The organism is Devosia crocina (genome assembly GCF_900116545.1).
In the GTDB taxonomy this organism is placed as follows: Bacteria; Pseudomonadota; Alphaproteobacteria; order Rhizobiales; family Devosiaceae; genus Devosia; species Devosia crocina.
The window spans coordinates 1663490-1679835 of the sequence record NZ_FPCK01000001.1 but is presented as its reverse complement, the minus strand read 5'-3'; the positions used below and the strand labels follow the sequence as shown (position 1 = coordinate 1679835).

Sequence of the window (16346 nt, the reverse complement as noted above, 5' to 3'; positions counted from 1 at the left end):
GGCAGGGGTGCGTGGTGGGGACTGGGGGCATGGAAGGATCAGGCGAGGCAGCGCTTCCCGCGCCTCTCGTCCGCACGCCTGGAGCGTCCTGGCGCAGGCTCGCGGCCCACTCTCGTCAGTCCTTTCTCGATGCGCTCGCCTCTGCTGCACGGGGCAGACGCGGTTTCGTTCTCCTGCCGTTCAGCGCCATTTTCGGGCTAGCGCTCTATGCGCTCCTGCCAAGTCAACCGAGCGCGCTCCATATGGCTCTGGCTGCGCTTTTCGTCCTCGCGCTCACCCTCTGGGCCATCGCTTCCCGCTCCGATGCCGCCCTGCGCCTGATCCCGCAGCTTGCCGCTTTTGCGTGGGGCTTCGGTCTCCTCGCCATGCACGGCGTTGCCTTCGGCACCCCCATGCTCTCCTGGCCTGCCTATGGCACCTATTCGGCTCAGGTGGATGAAATCCTCTCGGCAGATGGCGAAGGCACGCGTGTCGTTGTTTCCGCAATTACTCCGGCCGAAGGCACCCGCAGTCTCGACATTCGCCGCGCCCGCCTGTTCCTGCCCACAGAACCCGAGGTCCGCATCGGAGACACGATCAGCGGCCGCTTCCGGCTGGCCGCCGTTCCCGGTCCGGTTCTGCCGGGGGCCTTCGATAGCCAGTTTCACGCCTATTTTGCCGGCATAGGCGCTTACGGCAGCGCCATCGGTCCGGTCGAGATCAGCGTGCCCGGCGATGAAACCGATCTCGCCCGTCAGGTCTATGGTCTTCGCTCCTTTATTGCCGATCGCATCGATGAGGCTCTCGAAGGCAGCAGCGCCGCGATCGGGCGTGCCATGGTTGTGGGCGATCAGAGCGCGATCACCGACGAAACGCGTGAAGTCATGGCTGCCTCCGGCCTTGCCCATGTCTATTCTATCTCGGGCCTTCATCTTTCCATCGTTGCCGGCGGCATTTTCTGGCTAATGCGCTGGCTTCTGGCGAGCCTGCCCACGGTGCTGATCTGGCCCATCAAGCACATCGCCGCCATAGCCGGGCTGCTCGCTGCCTTCGGCTATCTGCTCCTCGCCGGCGGGCTCGACAACATCCCTGCCTTCCGCTCGACGCTCATGCTGGCGTTGATCTTCGGCGCCGTGCTCGCCGGGCGGCGGGCGCTCACCATGCGCAATGTCGCCATCGCCGCGCTCGTTATCATCGCCATCGATCCCGCAAGCGTTTTCCGCGCCAGCTTCCAGCTGTCTTTTGCGGCCGTTGTGGGGTTGATCGGCATCTTCGAATTGCCGCGCATCTTTGCCAGCGACGCTAGAAATCCGGTAACCCGTGCGCTACATTTTGTGTCCGCCACTGCCTGGACCAGCCTTGTCGCCGGGGTCGCCACGCTCCTCTTCTCAGCCTACCATTTCCAACAGACAGCCCCCTTGGGCGTCCTCGGCAATGTGCTGGCGCTGCCTTTCGTCAGCATGATCATGTGGTTCGGCGTCCTTGCCATCCTCACCATGCCTGTCGGGCTCGATGGCATCTTCTTCAAACTCATGGGCTGGAATATCGATCGCATGGTCGATGTGGCCAACCTTGTGGCCGGGTGGAGCCAGCACCTGACCGGCAATCCACTGCTTGCCGGCTGGACGCTGCTTGCGGGCCTTCTGGCACTAGCCTGGTTCGCATTCATCGAAAACCGCTGGCGCCTGCTCCTGCCCGCGCTCATCGTGCCGGTTGTGCTGGCCTTCGGTCTCGAGCCGCGCCCCGACGTTCTGATCGCCGACACCACCCAGGCCGTCGCGGTGCGCGATGGATCCGGGCTCAGCCTCGTCAGCGGCCGTCCCGGCAGTTTCGCGGTGGATGTATGGAGCCGGCATTATCAGACCACCGTCGCCGCAAAACATTCCGGCACGCGCTGCGACAGCATTGGCTGCATCGTTACGACGCCCGCCTTTACCATCGCCATCGTCCGCAATGCTGCTGCCTTTGCCGAGGACTGCCATGGCCCCGCGCTCGTCGTCGCGCGCATCGATCCACCCCGCGGCTGCGGCACCAGCACCCAGCTGATCGGACCGTCGGAGCTTGCGGCCGGAGGCGTTCATTGGCTCCGCTGGAATGAGGCAGCCGGGCGGTTCGATATCCGCCCGGCTATTTCTTCGCTCAATCGGCCTTGGCGAGTCGGGCCACGGTGACCCCGGCAGCGGGCATTTCGCTCTCGCCCACCACATACTCGCTCTCGTCTTCGGCCAGGTTCAGCGTTGCCGGACCTGCAGAATAATTGACATAGATCCGGTAGCCGCCCCGTGAGCGGGCGCGCACTCCCGCCGGCAGGTTGAGCGTCGGCAAGTCGGCCTCGGCAATCAGATAATCGGCAATGCGCTGCATCAGCGCTCTGTCGCCGCTGGCAGTGAGATAGAAGATCTTGCCCTGCGACACGAGCACCGGCACGCCTTCGCTGTCCTCCATCACGATCTCGCCGCGCGTCTCCACCTTTTCGCGCCACAGCTTGGTCGAACCGCCACCCTTGACCGGGATCGAAACATGGCCCGGGATACTGTCGACCCGCATCACGCGTGCATCGAGCAGGTTTGGCGACAGATCCGGGCCCAGCCGCGCGGGGATCGAGAAGTTTTTGGTCTTGGAGCCCGTGCGCGGCCCCACCAAAAGATAACCTTCGAAACTCTCGACTGCCTCGCGCAATTGGTCGGTCCAGGCAAACAGCGCCGGAGTCGCCACGATGTCATAGCCCGCAAAGCTGTTGGTCTTGGGTGACAGGATATCGATATCGACGCCGTGCTTGCGGAACGCGGCATAGATCTCGCGAACATGGGCGCCGTGGCTGAAGCCCTTGGATTGCGGCTGCACCTCCCAGGCCCATTCGCTGTCATAATCGAAAACCAGCGCTACCCGCGCCTTCCCAACAGGTCCTGAAAGCGCAGTCTGTTTGAGCTCGCGCGAAACCTGGCTCGCCTCGTCATGAGCCGGTGCAGGTTCGCTATCGGGCCGCAACAACCCGGCATGCATCTGCTCCTGCGCAAAGGGCGCCTGCCGCCAGCGGAAGTAGGAAACGACTTCCGCCCCGTGCGCGAACGCTTCCCAGGCCCAGAGCCGCGCCATGCCGGGCAGGGGGTCGGGGTTGAAACTGGCCCAGTTCACCGGCCCCGGCTGCTGCTCCATCACCCACCAGCGGCCATGGCCCACCGTGCGGTAGAGGTCGTGGTGGAACGCTGCATTGTCGGGATCGCCCTGGCGCAGATATTGGCGCTTGATCTCTTCGCTTTCATCGCTCACCGCCAGGTGCCCGATTGGGTATGAATCCCAGCTCGCCACATCCAGCGTTTCGGCCAGGTCGTAATGGTCGAATTCGCTATAGCGGCTCATGAAATTGTGGATCACCGGCAGGTCTGGCCGCTTGGCCTTGAGAATGTCGTACTGCACCTTGTTGAAGGCGCTGACCTGGTCCGACGAATAGCGCCGGAAATCGAGATCGTGGATCGGGTTCGGCTCGCAGACCAGCAGATTGGGCAGCTCGATCTGGTCGAAGCTGTTGTACTCCATGGACCAGAAGACGTTGCCCCAAGCCTCGTTCAGCGCCTCGATCAACCCGTATCTCTGCGCAAGCCATTTGCGAAAGCCCTCGAGCGCTGCCGGCGAATAGGAATAGGTCGTGCCGTGGCAGCCATATTCGTTGTCCGTCTGCCAGCCGCCCAGCGCAGGATGATCGCTCAAAGCATCTGCAAGGATCTGGGTAATGCGGGCCGATTCTTCCCGATAAGGCAGGTGCGAGAAATCATAATGACGCCGCGAGCCAAAGCCTTTCCGGCGGCCATGCGCATCGACGGCCAGCATGTCGGGATGCTTGTCGACCATCCAGCGCGGCGGGGTGGCTGTGGGCGTGCCCACGATCACCTTGAGCCCATGACGGCCGAGCACATCCATGGCCCGGATCATCCAGTCCAGCTGCAAATCGCCCGGCGTCGGCTCAAGCCGTGACCAGGCGAATTCGCCGATGCGGACATATTGGATGCCGACATCGGCCATACGCGCCGCGTCCTTGTCCCACCAGTCTTCCGGCCAGTGTTCGGGGTAGTAGCAAACGCCCAGGGTAGGTTCGATGGTCATGGTGTGCTCAAAGCTTGATCGGCGTTTCGGGCTGGCCGGCGACATCGACCTCGATGGCGAAAACGCCACCCGCGACCTTTTCCGCCGCCAGCTGTTCCGGCGACAATCCCTTGGCCGCGGTGGTGATGAACAGTGTCTTCAGATCCTTGCCGCCAAAGGCCGGGCAGGTGACCTGGCTCACCGGCACTTCCACGATCCGGTCGATGCTGCCGTCCGGCGCATGGCGCACGACGCAGCTGCCGCCCCATTTGGCGTTCCAGAGATAGCCTTCGCTATCGACCACGGCCCCATCGGGATGCCCGCGGCCGTCCGCGACATCGGCGAACACTTCCCACTCGCCCTGCGGCAGGCCCGTTTCCGGGTCCGTCAGGCACTTGAGGATCTTCTTGGTCGGTGTGTCAGTGAAATAGGCGATCCGCCCATCGGGCGAAAAGCAGGTCGCATTGGGAATGGCAACGTTCTCGATGATCCGGGTCAACTGCCCCGCGCGGTAGTGGTAGACCGCCCCGTTCTTTGGTCCCTCGTCCTTGACCATCGTGCCGATCCAGAAAGCACCCGACGGATGGACACGGCTATCGTTGGAGCGGTTGGCGGGCACGTCCCGCTCGATATCCTCCAGCCGGTTCATCCCCCCGACCCGCAGGTCGAACTCGATCAGCCCGTTCTCGCTGGCAATGGCGACGCGATCGCGATCGATGATGGCTGCTGCAGTCACTGCCTCGTTGAAGAGCCAGCTTTCCTCAATTTTACCCGCTGTGTTGGCAGCAAACAGGGACTGCTCGTTGATGTCGAACCAGAAGAGCTGCTGGCGCTCGGCATGCCAGATCGGGCCTTCACCCAGTTCACATTTGCTGTCGATCAGAAGGCGGGCGGTTTCGCTCATGCCTTGGCTCCCTTGTCATAGGCGGCAACGGCAGTGGCGGCGCGCTCGGCGACCTCCGCAACGCTCATGCCAGGTTTGAAAATATATGTGCCGAGGCCGAAGCCGGTGCAGCCTACAGCGAAGAACTCATCGAAATTGTCGGGATTGGCGCCGCCCACAGCATAGGTGGGCATATCGGGCGGCAGCACCGCCTTCATCGCCTTGATGCCTTTGGACCCCAGCACTTCGGCCGGAAAGAATTTAAGTCCCGAGGCGCCGGTGCGAATGGCCTTGAAGGCGTCGCTGGGTGAAAAGACGCCCGGATAGGACTTCATCCCCAGCCGCACCGTCTCGGCGATCACTGCCTCGTTAGTGTCGGGCGAAACGATGAACGTGCCCCCCGCAGCAGAGACGGCCCGCACGTCTTCCTCCGAAAGCACGGTGCCCGCCCCGATGTCAGCTCGGTCCGACAGCGCCTTGGCTGCCCGCGCGATGCTTTCGGTGGCGTTGGGCGAGTTGAGCGGGACCTCGATCAGAGTGATGCCTGACTCGACAAGGGCAGTGCACACGGGCACCGCCTCCTCATTGGTGATGCCGCGCAGAATGGCGATGATGTGGCGATGAGTCATGATTGATGTCCTTCAGGCAGCTTCGCGCGCACTCTTGAGCCCGGCCAGCACAACGGCCGTGGCATCCACCGGTCGCCCGGTAGCGCCCGCCATCTCCAGCACCTGGGCATAAAGTGCGCACAGCGTATGCGAGCCGATAAGCGGAACCGGATCGTTACCGATCTGGTGGCGATTGGCGGCGATTTCCGTTCCGATCAGGAGGCCGGAAAGGTAGCCCGCGCACCAGGCCGGCTCCCGCCCCGAAATCAGCGCACTCGCGCGAACGCGGAAAAGTTGGCCCAGGAGATCGGCAGGGTGAGAAAGGCCATCGCCCGCTCCAGCCTTGAACCCCTCGTTGCGCACTTCTCCAGAGAGGTCGCCACCCAGCGAATGGCGCAACACCGAATGGGTCGAAAGCAGTTCAAACATCTCGCCGGTCATGGCGGTGGTGAAGTGTGCGATCCGCGTGCCCTCGAGCATCGCCCACTTGGAATGCGTACCCGGCATGCAAACGAGACCCCGGTAACCCGGCAGCGTCGCAGCGAGCCCCAGCAACTGGGTTTCCTCGCCGCGCATCACATTGTCGCCGCCTTGCCGCTGGCAGACACCGGGAAGAATCGACACCCTGAGATCCGCCGAGCCGCTATCGGGATGCACCGCGCCCCGGATGAGGCCGCTCAGATCCGTGGGCGCTTCGAGATATGGCGCTTCCAGCCAGCCCTGGCGCGCTCCGGCCATGCCGCAAACCAAGACATCGGTGGGGCCATCGAGCGGCACGTCGGTAAGAAGGTCGGCCAAAGCTGCGGGATAGTCCTCGCGGGTGAGCTTGCCCATACCCTTGGGCGAAGTGCGCGACCCCAGCACATTGCCTGTCGCATCGATCGTCCATGCGCGTAGATTGGATGTTCCCCAATCTACCGCGACCCAAGCCACAGATTCGCTCAAACCTCAGTCTCCTCACCGAATGCCGTCAGGTGCGGCGCGACCCTAAAGGGCTTCGTCCGCTCTGGATAGGGCGTTCCGCGATCCCGCTCTCGCAGCGCGAATGGGCGTTCTCCTCGTTTGGTAAGATTTTCCCGGCCTGGCGGCAAAAGAGGCCCTGTTACAGCGGACAAATCAATTATATGATTTTTCCGAGGTCGGCCGCCCCGTGCGGCGATCGCCGTTCACGACGGCACAAACCCGAGGCCCCACGCGCCGCATTCATGCGGACGGAAAAGGAATTTGACGATGACGACTGACAATTGCGCCGGTGCTCCGCGCAAACTGCGCTCGCGTGCCTGGTTCGACAATCCCGACAACCCCGACATGACCGCGCTCTATCTTGAGCGTTACATGAATTTCGGTGTGTCGCGGGAAGAGCTGCAGTCGGGCAAGCCGATCATCGGCATCGCGCAGACCGGTTCCGACCTCAGCCCCTGTAACCGCCACCACATGGTTCTTGCAGAGCGCGTGCGTGAGGGTATCCGCGAAGCAGGCGGCATCGCCATCGAGTTTCCGGTCCATCCTATTCAGGAAACCGGCAAGCGTCCCACTGCCGGCCTTGACCGCAACCTTGCCTATCTCGGTCTTGTCGAGGTGCTTTATGGCTACCCGCTCGATGGCGTGGTGCTGACCATCGGCTGCGACAAGACTACGCCCGCCATGCTCATGGGCGCGGCAACGGTGAACATTCCCGCCATTGCGCTTTCCGTCGGTCCCATGCTCAACGGCTGGCACAAGGGCGAGCGCACCGGATCGGGCACCATCGTCTGGAAAGCCCGTCAGATGCTCGCCGCCGGCGAAATCGACTACCCCAAGTTCATCGAGCTCGTGGCCTCGTCCGCCCCGTCGACCGGCTATTGCAACACCATGGGCACGGCGACCACGATGAACTCGCTGGCCGAGGCTCTCGGCATGCAGCTGCCCGGATCCGCCGCCATTCCCGCGCCCTATCGCGACCGTCAGGAAATGGCCTATCGCACCGGCAAGCGCGCCGTGGAACTGGTGCATGAGGACCTCAAGCCCTCCGACATCCTGACCAAGGAAAACTTCCTCAACGCCATCGTCGTCAATTCGGCCATCGGCGGCTCCACCAATGCGCCGATCCACATCAATGCCATTGCCAAGCATATCGGGGTCGAGCTCAGCATCGACGAGTGGCAGCAGCACGGCCACAAGGTCCCGCTGCTCGTCAACCTGCAGCCGGCCGGCGAATATCTGGGCGAAGACTACTATCACGCCGGTGGCGTCCCCGCCGTCGTCAACGAGCTGATGGCGCAGGGCCTCATTCACGAGAACGCTCCGACCGTCAACGGCAAGACCATCGGCGAAAACTGCCGCGACGCCCGGATTGAGGACGACAAGGTCATCCGCCACTTCGACAATCCTCTCAAGAGCGAAGCCGGCTTCCTTGTCCTGCGCGGCAATCTTTTCGACAACGCCATCATGAAGACATCGGTGATCTCGCCCGAGTTCCGCGAGCGCTACCTATCGGACCCGGCCCATCCGGGCATGTTCGAAGGCAAGGCAGTGGTTTTCGATGGTCCGGAAGACTACCACCACCGCATCGACGATCCCTCGCTCGAGATCGACGAACACACGCTGCTCTTCATGCGCGGCGCCGGTCCCATCGGCTATCCCGGTGCGGCCGAAGTCGTCAACATGCGGCCCCCGGCTTATCTGATCAAGAAGGGCGTGCACTCGCTCGCCTGCATCGGCGATGGCCGTCAGTCGGGCACGTCGGGCTCACCCTCGATCCTCAACGCTTCGCCCGAAGCGGCTGCCGGCGGCAATCTCGCCATCCTCAAGACCGGCGATCGCGTGCGCATCGACCTCAACAAGGGCGAGGCCGATATCCTGATTTCAGCCGAAGAGATCGCCACCCGCCGCGCCGCGCTTGAAGCCGATGGCGGCTACAAGTTCCCCAAGCACCAGACTCCCTGGCAGGAAATCCAGCGTGGTCTTGTCGGGCAGCTGGGCGACGGCGCCATTCTCAAGCCGGCCGAAAAGTATCAGCGCATCGCCCAGAGCGAAGGCCTGCCGCGCGATAATCACTAGAAAAAGCGGGCCATCGCTGCATCTGCAGCGGTGGCCCATGTTGGGGTCAAACCCGGCCGTAGCGGCGCTTCAGATGCGCCTTGAAATAATCGGCATTCAGCGGCTCGCCGGTAGCCCGCGTGATCAGCTCGGGCGTCGAATAGCGCGATCCCTGGCTCCAGATATTGTCGGCACGCCACCCATTGATGGCCCCGAACTCGCCCTTCGCCATCTGTGCCCGCGCATCGGGAATCGTCTTCTCCATCGCCACCCATTGCTGCGCCGCGATCATCGCCCCTAGCGTATAGCTGGGGAAATAACCAAAAGCGCCACCTGGCCAATGCACGTCCTGCATCGGCCCGTCCTTGGGGTCGTTGATGGTGGAAATGCCAAGATATTCCGTCATCTTGGCGTCCCAGGCTTCCGGGATCTGGCTGGCCTCGAGCTTGCCCGCCACCAGGTCCTGTTCGAGCTCATAGCGCAGGATAATGTGGAGCGGATATGTCACCTCGTCGGCATCGACGCGGATATAGCCGCGCTCGACATGATTCACCTCATTGAGAATGTCGGCGATCTCCCAGCCCGGAATCGCGTCTTCGCCCAGATACTGGGTAACGAGCGGCAGCATATGCTCCCAGAATTCTGGGCTGCGTGAAAGCTGCATCTCCACAAAGAGGCTCTGGCTCTCGTGAATGCCCATGCCCCGCGCCTTGCCCAGCGGCCAATGCGACCAGTCCTTGGGCAGGCCCTGCTCATAAAGGGCGTGTCCCGTTTCATGCAGCACGCCCATGAGCGAAGACAAAAATTCATCCGTGCGGTAGCGCGTCGTCATGCGCACATCGGTTGGCACGCCGCCGCAGAAGGGATGGTGTGACACCGCAAGCGAGCCATGGGTGAAATCAAAGCCCACCGCCCGCATGGCGGCAAGCCCCAGCTCGCGCTGCTTCTCGATCGGGTAGGGGGCGTTGAGCGGCTTGCGCGGCCGTTTGGCGAGCCGCTCCTCCTGCACCGCAAGTGCCTCGGGCACGAAGTCGCGGAGGAAGCTCTTGAGATCGGCGAAAACGGGGTCAATTTCCGCCACCCGGTTGCCTGGATCATATTGATCCATCAGCGCGTCATAAGGGGCAAGGCCGGTAGCCTCCGCGCGCAGCGCCGCCTCTTCGCGCACCAGCGCCACCACACCTTCGAGCGCGGGCAGAAAGCTGTCCCAGTCCCCTTTGGCCCGTAGTTCGCGCCAGAGCTGTTCCGAGCGCATGGTGGCGGCCGTGCGGCGCTCGACGAATTCGGTCGGCAGGCATGTCGCATTGATATAGTTGCGCTCGAACTCGTCGATCGCGAGCCCCTGATCGGCGCTCAGCGTCTCGTTCCGTGCCGCCGCGATCCAGTCGCCGATTTCGGGCGCGGTGGCCTGGGCGTGGAACATGCCGGCCAGGTTCGCCATGGCTTCGGCGCGCTTTTCCCCGCCACCCACCGCCATATGCGTGGCCTCGTCGGCTCCCAGAATCGAAAGCGCATGTTCCAGCGCTTCGAGCTTGCGGCCAAGGGCATCGAGTTTGGCAAAGGACATGGGTACTCTCCTGATCAGACCCGATCTGTTTCACAGCGCGCCCGGCCGATCAAGCACCCGGCGCCGTGTCATCCCGCGCAAAGAAAAGCCCCGCAATCGCTTGCGGGGCTTTTCAGATCAGTGAAAAATCCAAGATTTACTTGATCTTGGCTTCCTTGAATTCAACGTGCTTGCGAGCGACCGGATCGTACTTCTTGAACGCCAGCTTTTCAGTCTGGGTACGAGCATTCTTCTTGGTCACGTAGAAATAGCCGGTATCGGCGGTCGACACGAGCTTGATCTTGATGGTGGCGGCTTTTGCCATTTCGCGGTCCTTCACAAAACGAAAAGGCGCCGCGAGCCGAGGCAGCGCCGGAATTTGGGCGCAACCTACGGATTTGCCGGAAGTTGTCAAGACAATAGAGGTGCATGGAGACACTCGCATGACCACACCGACAGAATTGCTGCACCGATTGCAGATCCGCGCCGGAACCAGGCTCTGGCTGATCAACGTGCCCCAGCATGTCGCCGAGGAAATCACCGCCGGCGCCGAGGTCGAGCCCGTAAGTGGCGATTCCTATTACGATGGTGCATTGGCCTGCTTCGCGAACCCTGCAGAGGTGGAAACCATGGTGCCTCGCATTCTCAAGGAACTGCCGCCCGATGGCTTGCTGTGGGTGGCTTATCGGAAAGGCGAGGCGGGCAAGGCCGCAGGGCTGACGCGAGATCGGGGTTGGGACGTTCTGGAAGCCGGAGGGCTAAGACCAGTGCGCAATGTGGCGCTGGACGAAGAGTGGTCAGCGCTACGGTTTCGCCCGAAGGAGATGGTCAAGGCCGCCCAGGGGAGCTAGCTGCTTCATAGGCACGCGATGCGTGGATCGACGCAGGCTATTCGCCTTGGCTTGAGCAGTCCTCGTGCTCAAGCCGGCGATCACTCGGCGGGACCGATCCGGGCTTGCCTCAGTCCTTCTGCCCGCCAAACCCATACATCCGGGTCGCCCATTGCAGCCCCACGATCGCGCCCTTGATCGACGGCAGCATCATCAGCGGCAGAATGATCGCAAGCGGAATCATGCTCAGGAGATAGGTCATGGGATTGACGTGCCACACCATGTCCATATGCATCATCACCCCCACCAGCAGGTGGCCGACGATCATGATGGCGATATAGGGCGGGAAGTCGTCGGCACGGTGATGGGAAAACTCTTCACCGCATACGTCGCACTGATCCGCAACCTTGAGGTAGGCACGAAAGATCTTGCCTTGGCCGCAGTGCGGACAGCGGCAAAGCGCGCCCCGCCACATGGCCTGGCCGACGCTGCGCTCTTCGAGAACCCGGGTCTTGTCCATCCGATTACCTCTTCTTTCGGCCCTTGGGACCGTAGCTCTTAGATGGGCCCCTGCGGGGCCGGCGACCAGATGGCGGATTGCCGCGGGTCCCTTCCGACAGGAGCTCGAAGCGTAACGCACCGGCAACCGGTGCGGCCTCAACTAAACGTACGCTAACCCGATCCCCCAGCGTGAATGTTTCCCCCGTCCGCTCGCCCACCATGGCCTGCCGCTCCTCGACATGGCGATAGTAATCCTGCCCAAGGGTCGAGGCAGGGATAAACCCATCCGCCCCTGTTTCGAGAAGCCGGATAAAAAGTCCCGAGCGGGTTACGCCGGAAACGCGGCCCTCGAAGCGCGCGCCGATCCGTTGCGCCAGAAATTGCGCCAGAAGCCGGTCGGAGGTCTCGCGCTCCGCCAGCATCGCCCGACGCTCGGTTGCCGAAATATGTTGCGCGATCCCCGGCAGCTTGCTCGCTTCCTGGTCCGAAAGCCCATCTTCGCCAAAACCCAGCGCCCGAACCAGCGCGCGGTGCACGATCAGGTCGGCATAGCGGCGGATCGGGGAGGTGAAATGGGCATAGCGGTCGAGGTTGAGCCCGAAATGGCCATAGTTCTCGGCCGAATACTCGGCCTGCGCCTGGCTACGCAGCACCATCTCGCTAACCTGCTCGACATTGCCGGCCTTGCGCGCCTGGTTGAGAATGCCGTTGAAGTCGGAAGCGCGAACGCTGTCAGACTTCTTCACCGAAATGTCGAGACTGCCGAGGAAATCGCGCAGCGATTGCAGCTTTTCCGAACTCGGCTCGTCATGCACGCGATAGAGCAGCTCGCTCCGCTTCTGTTCGAGCGTTTCGGCAGCGGCGACATTCGCCGCGATCATCATTTCTTCAATGAGGCGGTGGGCCTCGAGGCGTTCGGGCACGCGGATATCGGCCACCATGCCCTTGTCGTCGAGAATGATCTTGCGCTCGGGCAGGTCGAGATCGAGCGGTCCGCGCCGGTCGCGCGCGGTGGACATAGCGTCATAGGCCGCCCAGAGCGGCCGCAGGATCGGCTCGAGCAGCGGGCCGGTCTTGTCGTCGGCATTGCCATCGATGGCGGCTTGCGCCTGTTGATAGCTGAGCTTGGCCGCCGAACGCATCAGGATGCGGTGGAACGAGTGGCTGATCTTGTGCCCATCGGCATTGAGCACCATGCGCACCGCCAGCGCTGCGCGCGCTTCGCCTTCCTTGAGCGAACAAAGCTCGTTGGAGATTCGCTCGGGCAGCATGGGTACGACACGGTCAGGGAAGTAGACCGAATTGCCCCGCAGATACGCCTCCCGGTCGAGCGCCGTGCCTGGCCGCACATAAGCGGCCACATCGGCAATCGCCACTGTCACCACATGTCCGCCCGCGTTCTTCGGGTCGTCGTCCGGCGCCGCATAAACCGCGTCGTCATGGTCCTTGGCGTCGGCGGGGTCGATGGTGATCAGCGGCAGGTCTCGCCAATCCTCGCGTCCCCTAAGCGTAGCTTCCTTGGCCTCTTCAGCCTCGCGGATGACACTCGTGGGAAACACATAGGGAATTTCAAGATTGTGGATCGCGATCATCGACACCGCGCCTTCAGAGGCGGGATTGCCGATGACATTTGTCACCCGGGCGCGCGGAATCATCAGCCGGCCTGAAAGCTTGACCTCCACCTCGACGAGATCGCCATCCTTGGAGTCGCCGAGATCGCCCAGAGGAATGCGCATTTCCTTCTGCTTGCGATCCACAGGGATCAGGCGCGCACCTTCGTTGTCCATGCGCACGATACCGATCTGCGCCCGCCGCGGCTTGTCGAGCACCTTCATTGGCTTGGCCGTATAGAAGGGCACGGGACCGTCACCGGCATCGATCCGCGCCAGAATTCGGTCGCCTGGCGCAGGCACTACACGGGCATGGCTGCCGACCAGCACCTCGACCCGGGGCTTTTCGCCTTCCTCTGCATTCCACTGCGCAGGAAACGCATGTAGTGCATCCGGGTCGGCATCGCCCGGGATATCGAGCACGGTCACAGGGGGCAGGGCAGCCGTGCGCCGCAACGCCTTGCGCGTGCGCGTGATCACGCCCTCGCCCTCAAGCTCGGCAAGCATTGCCTTGAATGGCCGCCGCATGTCGCCGCGGATGCCGAAGACCTTGGCAAGATCACGCTTGCCCTTGATTTCGGCATCCTGAGCCAGCGCCTCGAGCAACTGCTCGCGCGTCGGCAATTCACCGGCGCGCGGTTGCACACTGCGCTTGGGTCCTGAGGTGTTTTTCGGTTTGGTTTTTTTCGTTGTCATCTTGACAGATATGTAGGTGATCGCCGCCGCTTTGCCAAATCCGGAGCGGCACGATCGTTCCAGCATAAGCCTCGGAGATATCCCACATCTGATTGTATCAGTGGTTGAATCGCTTGCTGTATTGGGTCATGTTTGCCGCCGACTACGCCTTGGGGAGGCACTTGGCGTAGTCATCTATTGAGGAGACATCTATGCGATCTGCTTTGATCGGGCTGGCGACAGCCCTGTTGATCCTGCCTGCGGCTGCGTCCATGGCGCAGGATTTTCCGTTTGAACTGGGCGGTGAGGTCATCGACTTTGCCGACACCGATGCACTCGGCCTTCCCGTTCCCGAAGGCATCGAGACCATCACCATCTTTGCGCCGGAAGCCGGAGCCCGTCAGTTCAACCACGGCGTCGTGCTGCTGCCGTTCAAGGACAAGCTCTACGCCCAGTGGCAGAGTTCGGATAAGGACGAGGACGCCCCCGAGACCGTCGTCCTCTATAGTTCGAGCACGGATGGCGAAACCTGGTCCGAGCCTCAGGCGCTCACCGAGCCACAGGAGAACGGCTATATCAGCTCGGGCGGCTGGTGGACCGACGGCGAGACCCTGGTCGCCTATCTCAATACATGGCCTGCAGATCTCGAAGTCCGCGGCGGCTATGTTCAATATGTCACGAGCGAAGACGGCGAAACCTGGAGCGAGCCGCAACGCGTCACCATGGCCGATGGTGAGCCGCTTGACGCCATTTTCGAGCAGGACCCGCGCGCTCTGCCGAGCGGCCGCATCATCAATTCGGCCCATTTCCAGCCCGGCCTCATCGCCGCGCCCATCTACACCGACGATCCCTTGGGCGTCAGCGGTTGGGTCCGGGGCGAGATGGAAAACCTGTCCAGCGCCAGCGCCGATATCAGCCGCGAACTCGAGCCGAGCTGGTTTCTGCGCCAGGACGGCGCGGCCGTCACCATCTTCCGCGATCAGGGCAGCAGCTTCTTCCGTCTCGCCTCGGTCAGCACCGATGAAGGCGAAACCTGGAGCAAGCCGGTCATGACCAATATGCCCGATGCCCGCACCAAGCAGAGCGCCGGAAACCTGCCCGACGGCCGCGTCTATATCGTGGGCAATCCCCACGCCAACCGCGCCCGCTTCCCGCTCGCCGTCATGCTCAGCGACGATGGCTATATGTTCGACTACGGCTATGTGCTGCGCACGACAGAGGACATGCAGCCGCTACGCTTCGAAGGCAAATACAAGCGCCCCGGCTATTCCTATCCCAAGAGCGTGGTGTGGAATGACCACCTTTATGCCGCCTACGCAACCAACAAGGAAGATGCGCAGCTGACGCGTGTGCCCCTCTCCTCGTTGGTGCGTCCTGCCGAAGACTGACGCGATCGGGCGGGCGCACCTTGCCCGCCCATTTGCACCCATCGCCACTCCGGCCGATGATGATCGCAACTTAAATTGCGATTCTGATATGACCATTCCCTTTTTCGACGGCCACAACGACACGCTGCTCAAGCTCATCGATGATCCGCGCCCGGACAAGATCGAGCTCTTCACCAACGGCATGCCCGAAGCCCATATCGATCTGCCGCGCGCCCGGTCCGCAGCCATGGTCGGCGGCTTTTTCGCCATGTTTCCCCCGCCGCTCAAGGCCAGCCTGAGCGCGGTCGCGGCGAGCCCCACAACGTCGCGGGGCGAATTGCCGCCTCAGCTCGATATCGCCGAGGCCCAGCGCTCGACCAATGCCATGGCTGCCTTGCTCCTGCGGTTGGAAAAGGCAGGGTCTCTGGCGATCTGCCGCACGGAGGCGGAACTGCGCAACGCCGTCGCTGCGGACCGGCTGGCAGCCATTTTCCACCATGAGGGCGCCGAGGCGATCGACACCGATTTCAACGCGCTTGAAGTGCTCTATGCCGCCGGCTTCCGCTCGCTCGGCATCACCTGGAGCCGCGCCAATGCCTTCGGCACCGGCGTGCCCTTTCGCTTCCCCGCCGATCCCGATATCGGCCCGGGCCTGACCGATGCGGGCAAGGAGCTCGTGCGCGTCTGCGATCGCATGGGGATCATGATCGATCTCTCCCATCTCAACGCCGCCGGCTTCCGCGACGTGGCCGCCATTTCCACCAGGCCGCTCGTCGCCACCCATTCCAACGTTCACGCCATCTGCCCCTCGACGCGCAATCTCCTGGATTGGCAACTGGCGGCCATTCGCGAGAGCGGTGGCGTGGTCGGCCTCAACTTCGCCACCGGCTTCCTGCGGCCGGATGGCAAGATGGAGCCGGACATGGAGATCGACCTGATGGTCCGTCACGTCGAAGCGCTGGTAGAGGCACTGGGCGAGGATGGCGTGGCCTTGGGATCGGATTTCGACGGGGCCAACATGCCGGCGCCGATCAAGGATGTGACGGGGGTGCCGAAACTGCTGCAGGCGCTGCTGGACAAGGGGTTTGGGGAGGGCCTGGTGCGCAAGATCGCGCTCCAGAACTGGCTAGGGGTGATCGGGCGGACGATGGGGTAGGGGCTCGCTCAGGCTGAAGCAAGACCCCTCACCCAGGCCCTCTCCCCACAGGGGCGAGGGGATGTCATCGAGTTTGAAGCTTGATCTATCAAA

Annotated in this window: 13 protein-coding genes; 5 read left to right on the top strand and 8 right to left on the bottom strand. The window is 62.8% G+C overall.

Features of this window, described 5'->3' with window-relative positions; genetic code table 11:
- Nucleotides 1-29: 29 nt before the first annotated feature.
- On the top strand, nt 30-2150 hold the full coding sequence (locus BM364_RS08100) for a ComEC/Rec2 family competence protein (protein ID WP_092423156.1): 2121 nt from the start codon (nt 30-32) through the stop codon (nt 2148-2150).
- Here the strand turns inward: BM364_RS08100 and BM364_RS08095 are convergent.
- From BM364_RS08095 to BM364_RS08080, 4 genes are read right to left on the bottom strand one after another with little or no spacing between them, the layout of a single operon-like run.
- Entirely contained in the window at nt 2119-4080 is a 1962-nt protein-coding gene (locus BM364_RS08095; RefSeq protein WP_092423154.1) for a beta-galactosidase, read from the bottom strand. The two genes, BM364_RS08100 and BM364_RS08095, sit on opposite strands and share 32 nt — an antisense overlap.
- 7 nt (nt 4081-4087) lie before the next feature.
- Nucleotides 4088-4963: an SMP-30/gluconolactonase/LRE family protein gene (locus BM364_RS08090; RefSeq protein ID WP_092423152.1), complete on the bottom strand. Its 876-nt coding sequence runs from the start codon at nt 4961-4963 to the stop codon at nt 4088-4090.
- The gene (locus tag BM364_RS08085; protein WP_092423150.1) at nt 4960-5571 is read right to left on the bottom strand and encodes a 2-dehydro-3-deoxy-6-phosphogalactonate aldolase; all 612 of its coding nucleotides are present in this window, start codon (nt 5569-5571) and stop codon (nt 4960-4962) included. The genes BM364_RS08090 and BM364_RS08085 overlap by 4 nt, the downstream gene beginning before the upstream one ends.
- Before the next feature lie 12 nt (nt 5572-5583).
- A complete protein-coding gene (locus tag BM364_RS08080) occupies nt 5584-6495 on the bottom strand; it encodes a 2-dehydro-3-deoxygalactonokinase (protein ID WP_092423147.1) in 912 nt (303 codons plus the stop codon).
- 285 nt (nt 6496-6780) lie between these two features.
- Between BM364_RS08080 and BM364_RS08075 the strand changes: the two genes are divergently transcribed.
- Complete coding sequence (locus BM364_RS08075) at nt 6781-8589, top strand: IlvD/Edd family dehydratase (protein ID WP_092423145.1); 1809 nt, start codon at nt 6781-6783, stop codon at nt 8587-8589.
- 46 nt (nt 8590-8635) lie between these two features.
- Here the strand turns inward: BM364_RS08075 and BM364_RS08070 are convergent, their stop codons facing one another.
- Together BM364_RS08070 and rpmG are read right to left on the bottom strand one after the other, a co-directional pair.
- On the bottom strand, nt 8636-10135 hold the full coding sequence (locus BM364_RS08070) for a carboxypeptidase M32 (protein WP_092423143.1): 1500 nt from the start codon (nt 10133-10135) through the stop codon (nt 8636-8638).
- A 136-nt stretch (nt 10136-10271) separates the two neighbouring features.
- Nucleotides 10272-10439: a 50S ribosomal protein L33 gene (rpmG, locus tag BM364_RS08065; protein ID WP_046143529.1), complete on the bottom strand. Its 168-nt coding sequence runs from the start codon at nt 10437-10439 to the stop codon at nt 10272-10274.
- A gap of 118 nt (nt 10440-10557) precedes the next feature.
- Here rpmG and BM364_RS08060 point away from each other — a divergent pair, with 118 nt between their 5' ends.
- Nucleotides 10558-10965, top strand: coding sequence for a hypothetical protein (locus BM364_RS08060; protein WP_092423141.1), 408 nt, complete (start codon nt 10558-10560; stop codon nt 10963-10965).
- 109 nt (nt 10966-11074) lie between these two features.
- On the opposite strand, the gene BM364_RS08055 is transcribed toward BM364_RS08060, so the two are convergent.
- Together BM364_RS08055 and rnr are read right to left on the bottom strand one after the other, a co-directional pair.
- The gene (locus tag BM364_RS08055) at nt 11075-11464 is read right to left on the bottom strand and encodes a DUF983 domain-containing protein (RefSeq protein ID WP_092423139.1); all 390 of its coding nucleotides are present in this window, start codon (nt 11462-11464) and stop codon (nt 11075-11077) included.
- Nucleotides 11465-11468: 4 nt separating this feature from the next.
- Nucleotides 11469-13751: a ribonuclease R gene (rnr, locus tag BM364_RS08050; protein WP_092423995.1), complete on the bottom strand. Its 2283-nt coding sequence runs from the start codon at nt 13749-13751 to the stop codon at nt 11469-11471.
- Between the two features lie 191 nt (nt 13752-13942).
- Here rnr and BM364_RS08045 point away from each other — a divergent pair, with 191 nt between their 5' ends.
- Together BM364_RS08045 and BM364_RS08040 are read left to right on the top strand one after the other, a co-directional pair.
- Nucleotides 13943-15118 (top strand): sialidase family protein, encoded by a 1176-nt coding sequence (locus BM364_RS08045; RefSeq protein ID WP_092423137.1) that lies wholly within the window; start codon nt 13943-13945, stop codon nt 15116-15118.
- A gap of 88 nt (nt 15119-15206) precedes the next feature.
- Nucleotides 15207-16253 carry a dipeptidase gene (locus BM364_RS08040; RefSeq protein WP_092423135.1) on the top strand — a complete coding sequence of 349 codons (1047 nt, stop codon included), beginning with the start codon at nt 15207-15209 and terminating at the stop codon, nt 16251-16253.
- The last annotated feature ends 93 nt before the right edge of the window (nt 16254-16346 follow it).

Excerpts from the sequence above, each read along its gene's own strand:
- BM364_RS08100 (WP_092423156.1), top strand. The coding sequence starts at position 30 with ATGGAAGGATCAGGCGAGGCAGCGCTTCCCGCGCCTCTCGTCCGCACG.
- BM364_RS08095 (WP_092423154.1), bottom strand. The coding sequence starts at position 4,080 with ATGACCATCGAACCTACCCTGGGCGTTTGCTACTACCCCGAACACTGG.
- BM364_RS08090 (WP_092423152.1), bottom strand. The coding sequence starts at position 4,963 with ATGAGCGAAACCGCCCGCCTTCTGATCGACAGCAAATGTGAACTGGGT.
- BM364_RS08085 (WP_092423150.1), bottom strand. The coding sequence starts at position 5,571 with ATGACTCATCGCCACATCATCGCCATTCTGCGCGGCATCACCAATGAG.
- BM364_RS08075 (WP_092423145.1), top strand. The coding sequence starts at position 6,781 with ATGACGACTGACAATTGCGCCGGTGCTCCGCGCAAACTGCGCTCGCGT.
- BM364_RS08070 (WP_092423143.1), bottom strand. The coding sequence starts at position 10,135 with ATGTCCTTTGCCAAACTCGATGCCCTTGGCCGCAAGCTCGAAGCGCTG.
- rpmG (WP_046143529.1), bottom strand. The coding sequence starts at position 10,439 with ATGGCAAAAGCCGCCACCATCAAGATCAAGCTCGTGTCGACCGCCGAT.
- BM364_RS08060 (WP_092423141.1), top strand. The coding sequence starts at position 10,558 with ATGACCACACCGACAGAATTGCTGCACCGATTGCAGATCCGCGCCGGA.
- BM364_RS08055 (WP_092423139.1), bottom strand. The coding sequence starts at position 11,464 with ATGGACAAGACCCGGGTTCTCGAAGAGCGCAGCGTCGGCCAGGCCATG.
- rnr (WP_092423995.1), bottom strand. The coding sequence starts at position 13,751 with ATGACAACGAAAAAAACCAAACCGAAAAACACCTCAGGACCCAAGCGC.
- BM364_RS08045 (WP_092423137.1), top strand. The coding sequence starts at position 13,943 with ATGCGATCTGCTTTGATCGGGCTGGCGACAGCCCTGTTGATCCTGCCT.
- BM364_RS08040 (WP_092423135.1), top strand. The coding sequence starts at position 15,207 with ATGACCATTCCCTTTTTCGACGGCCACAACGACACGCTGCTCAAGCTC.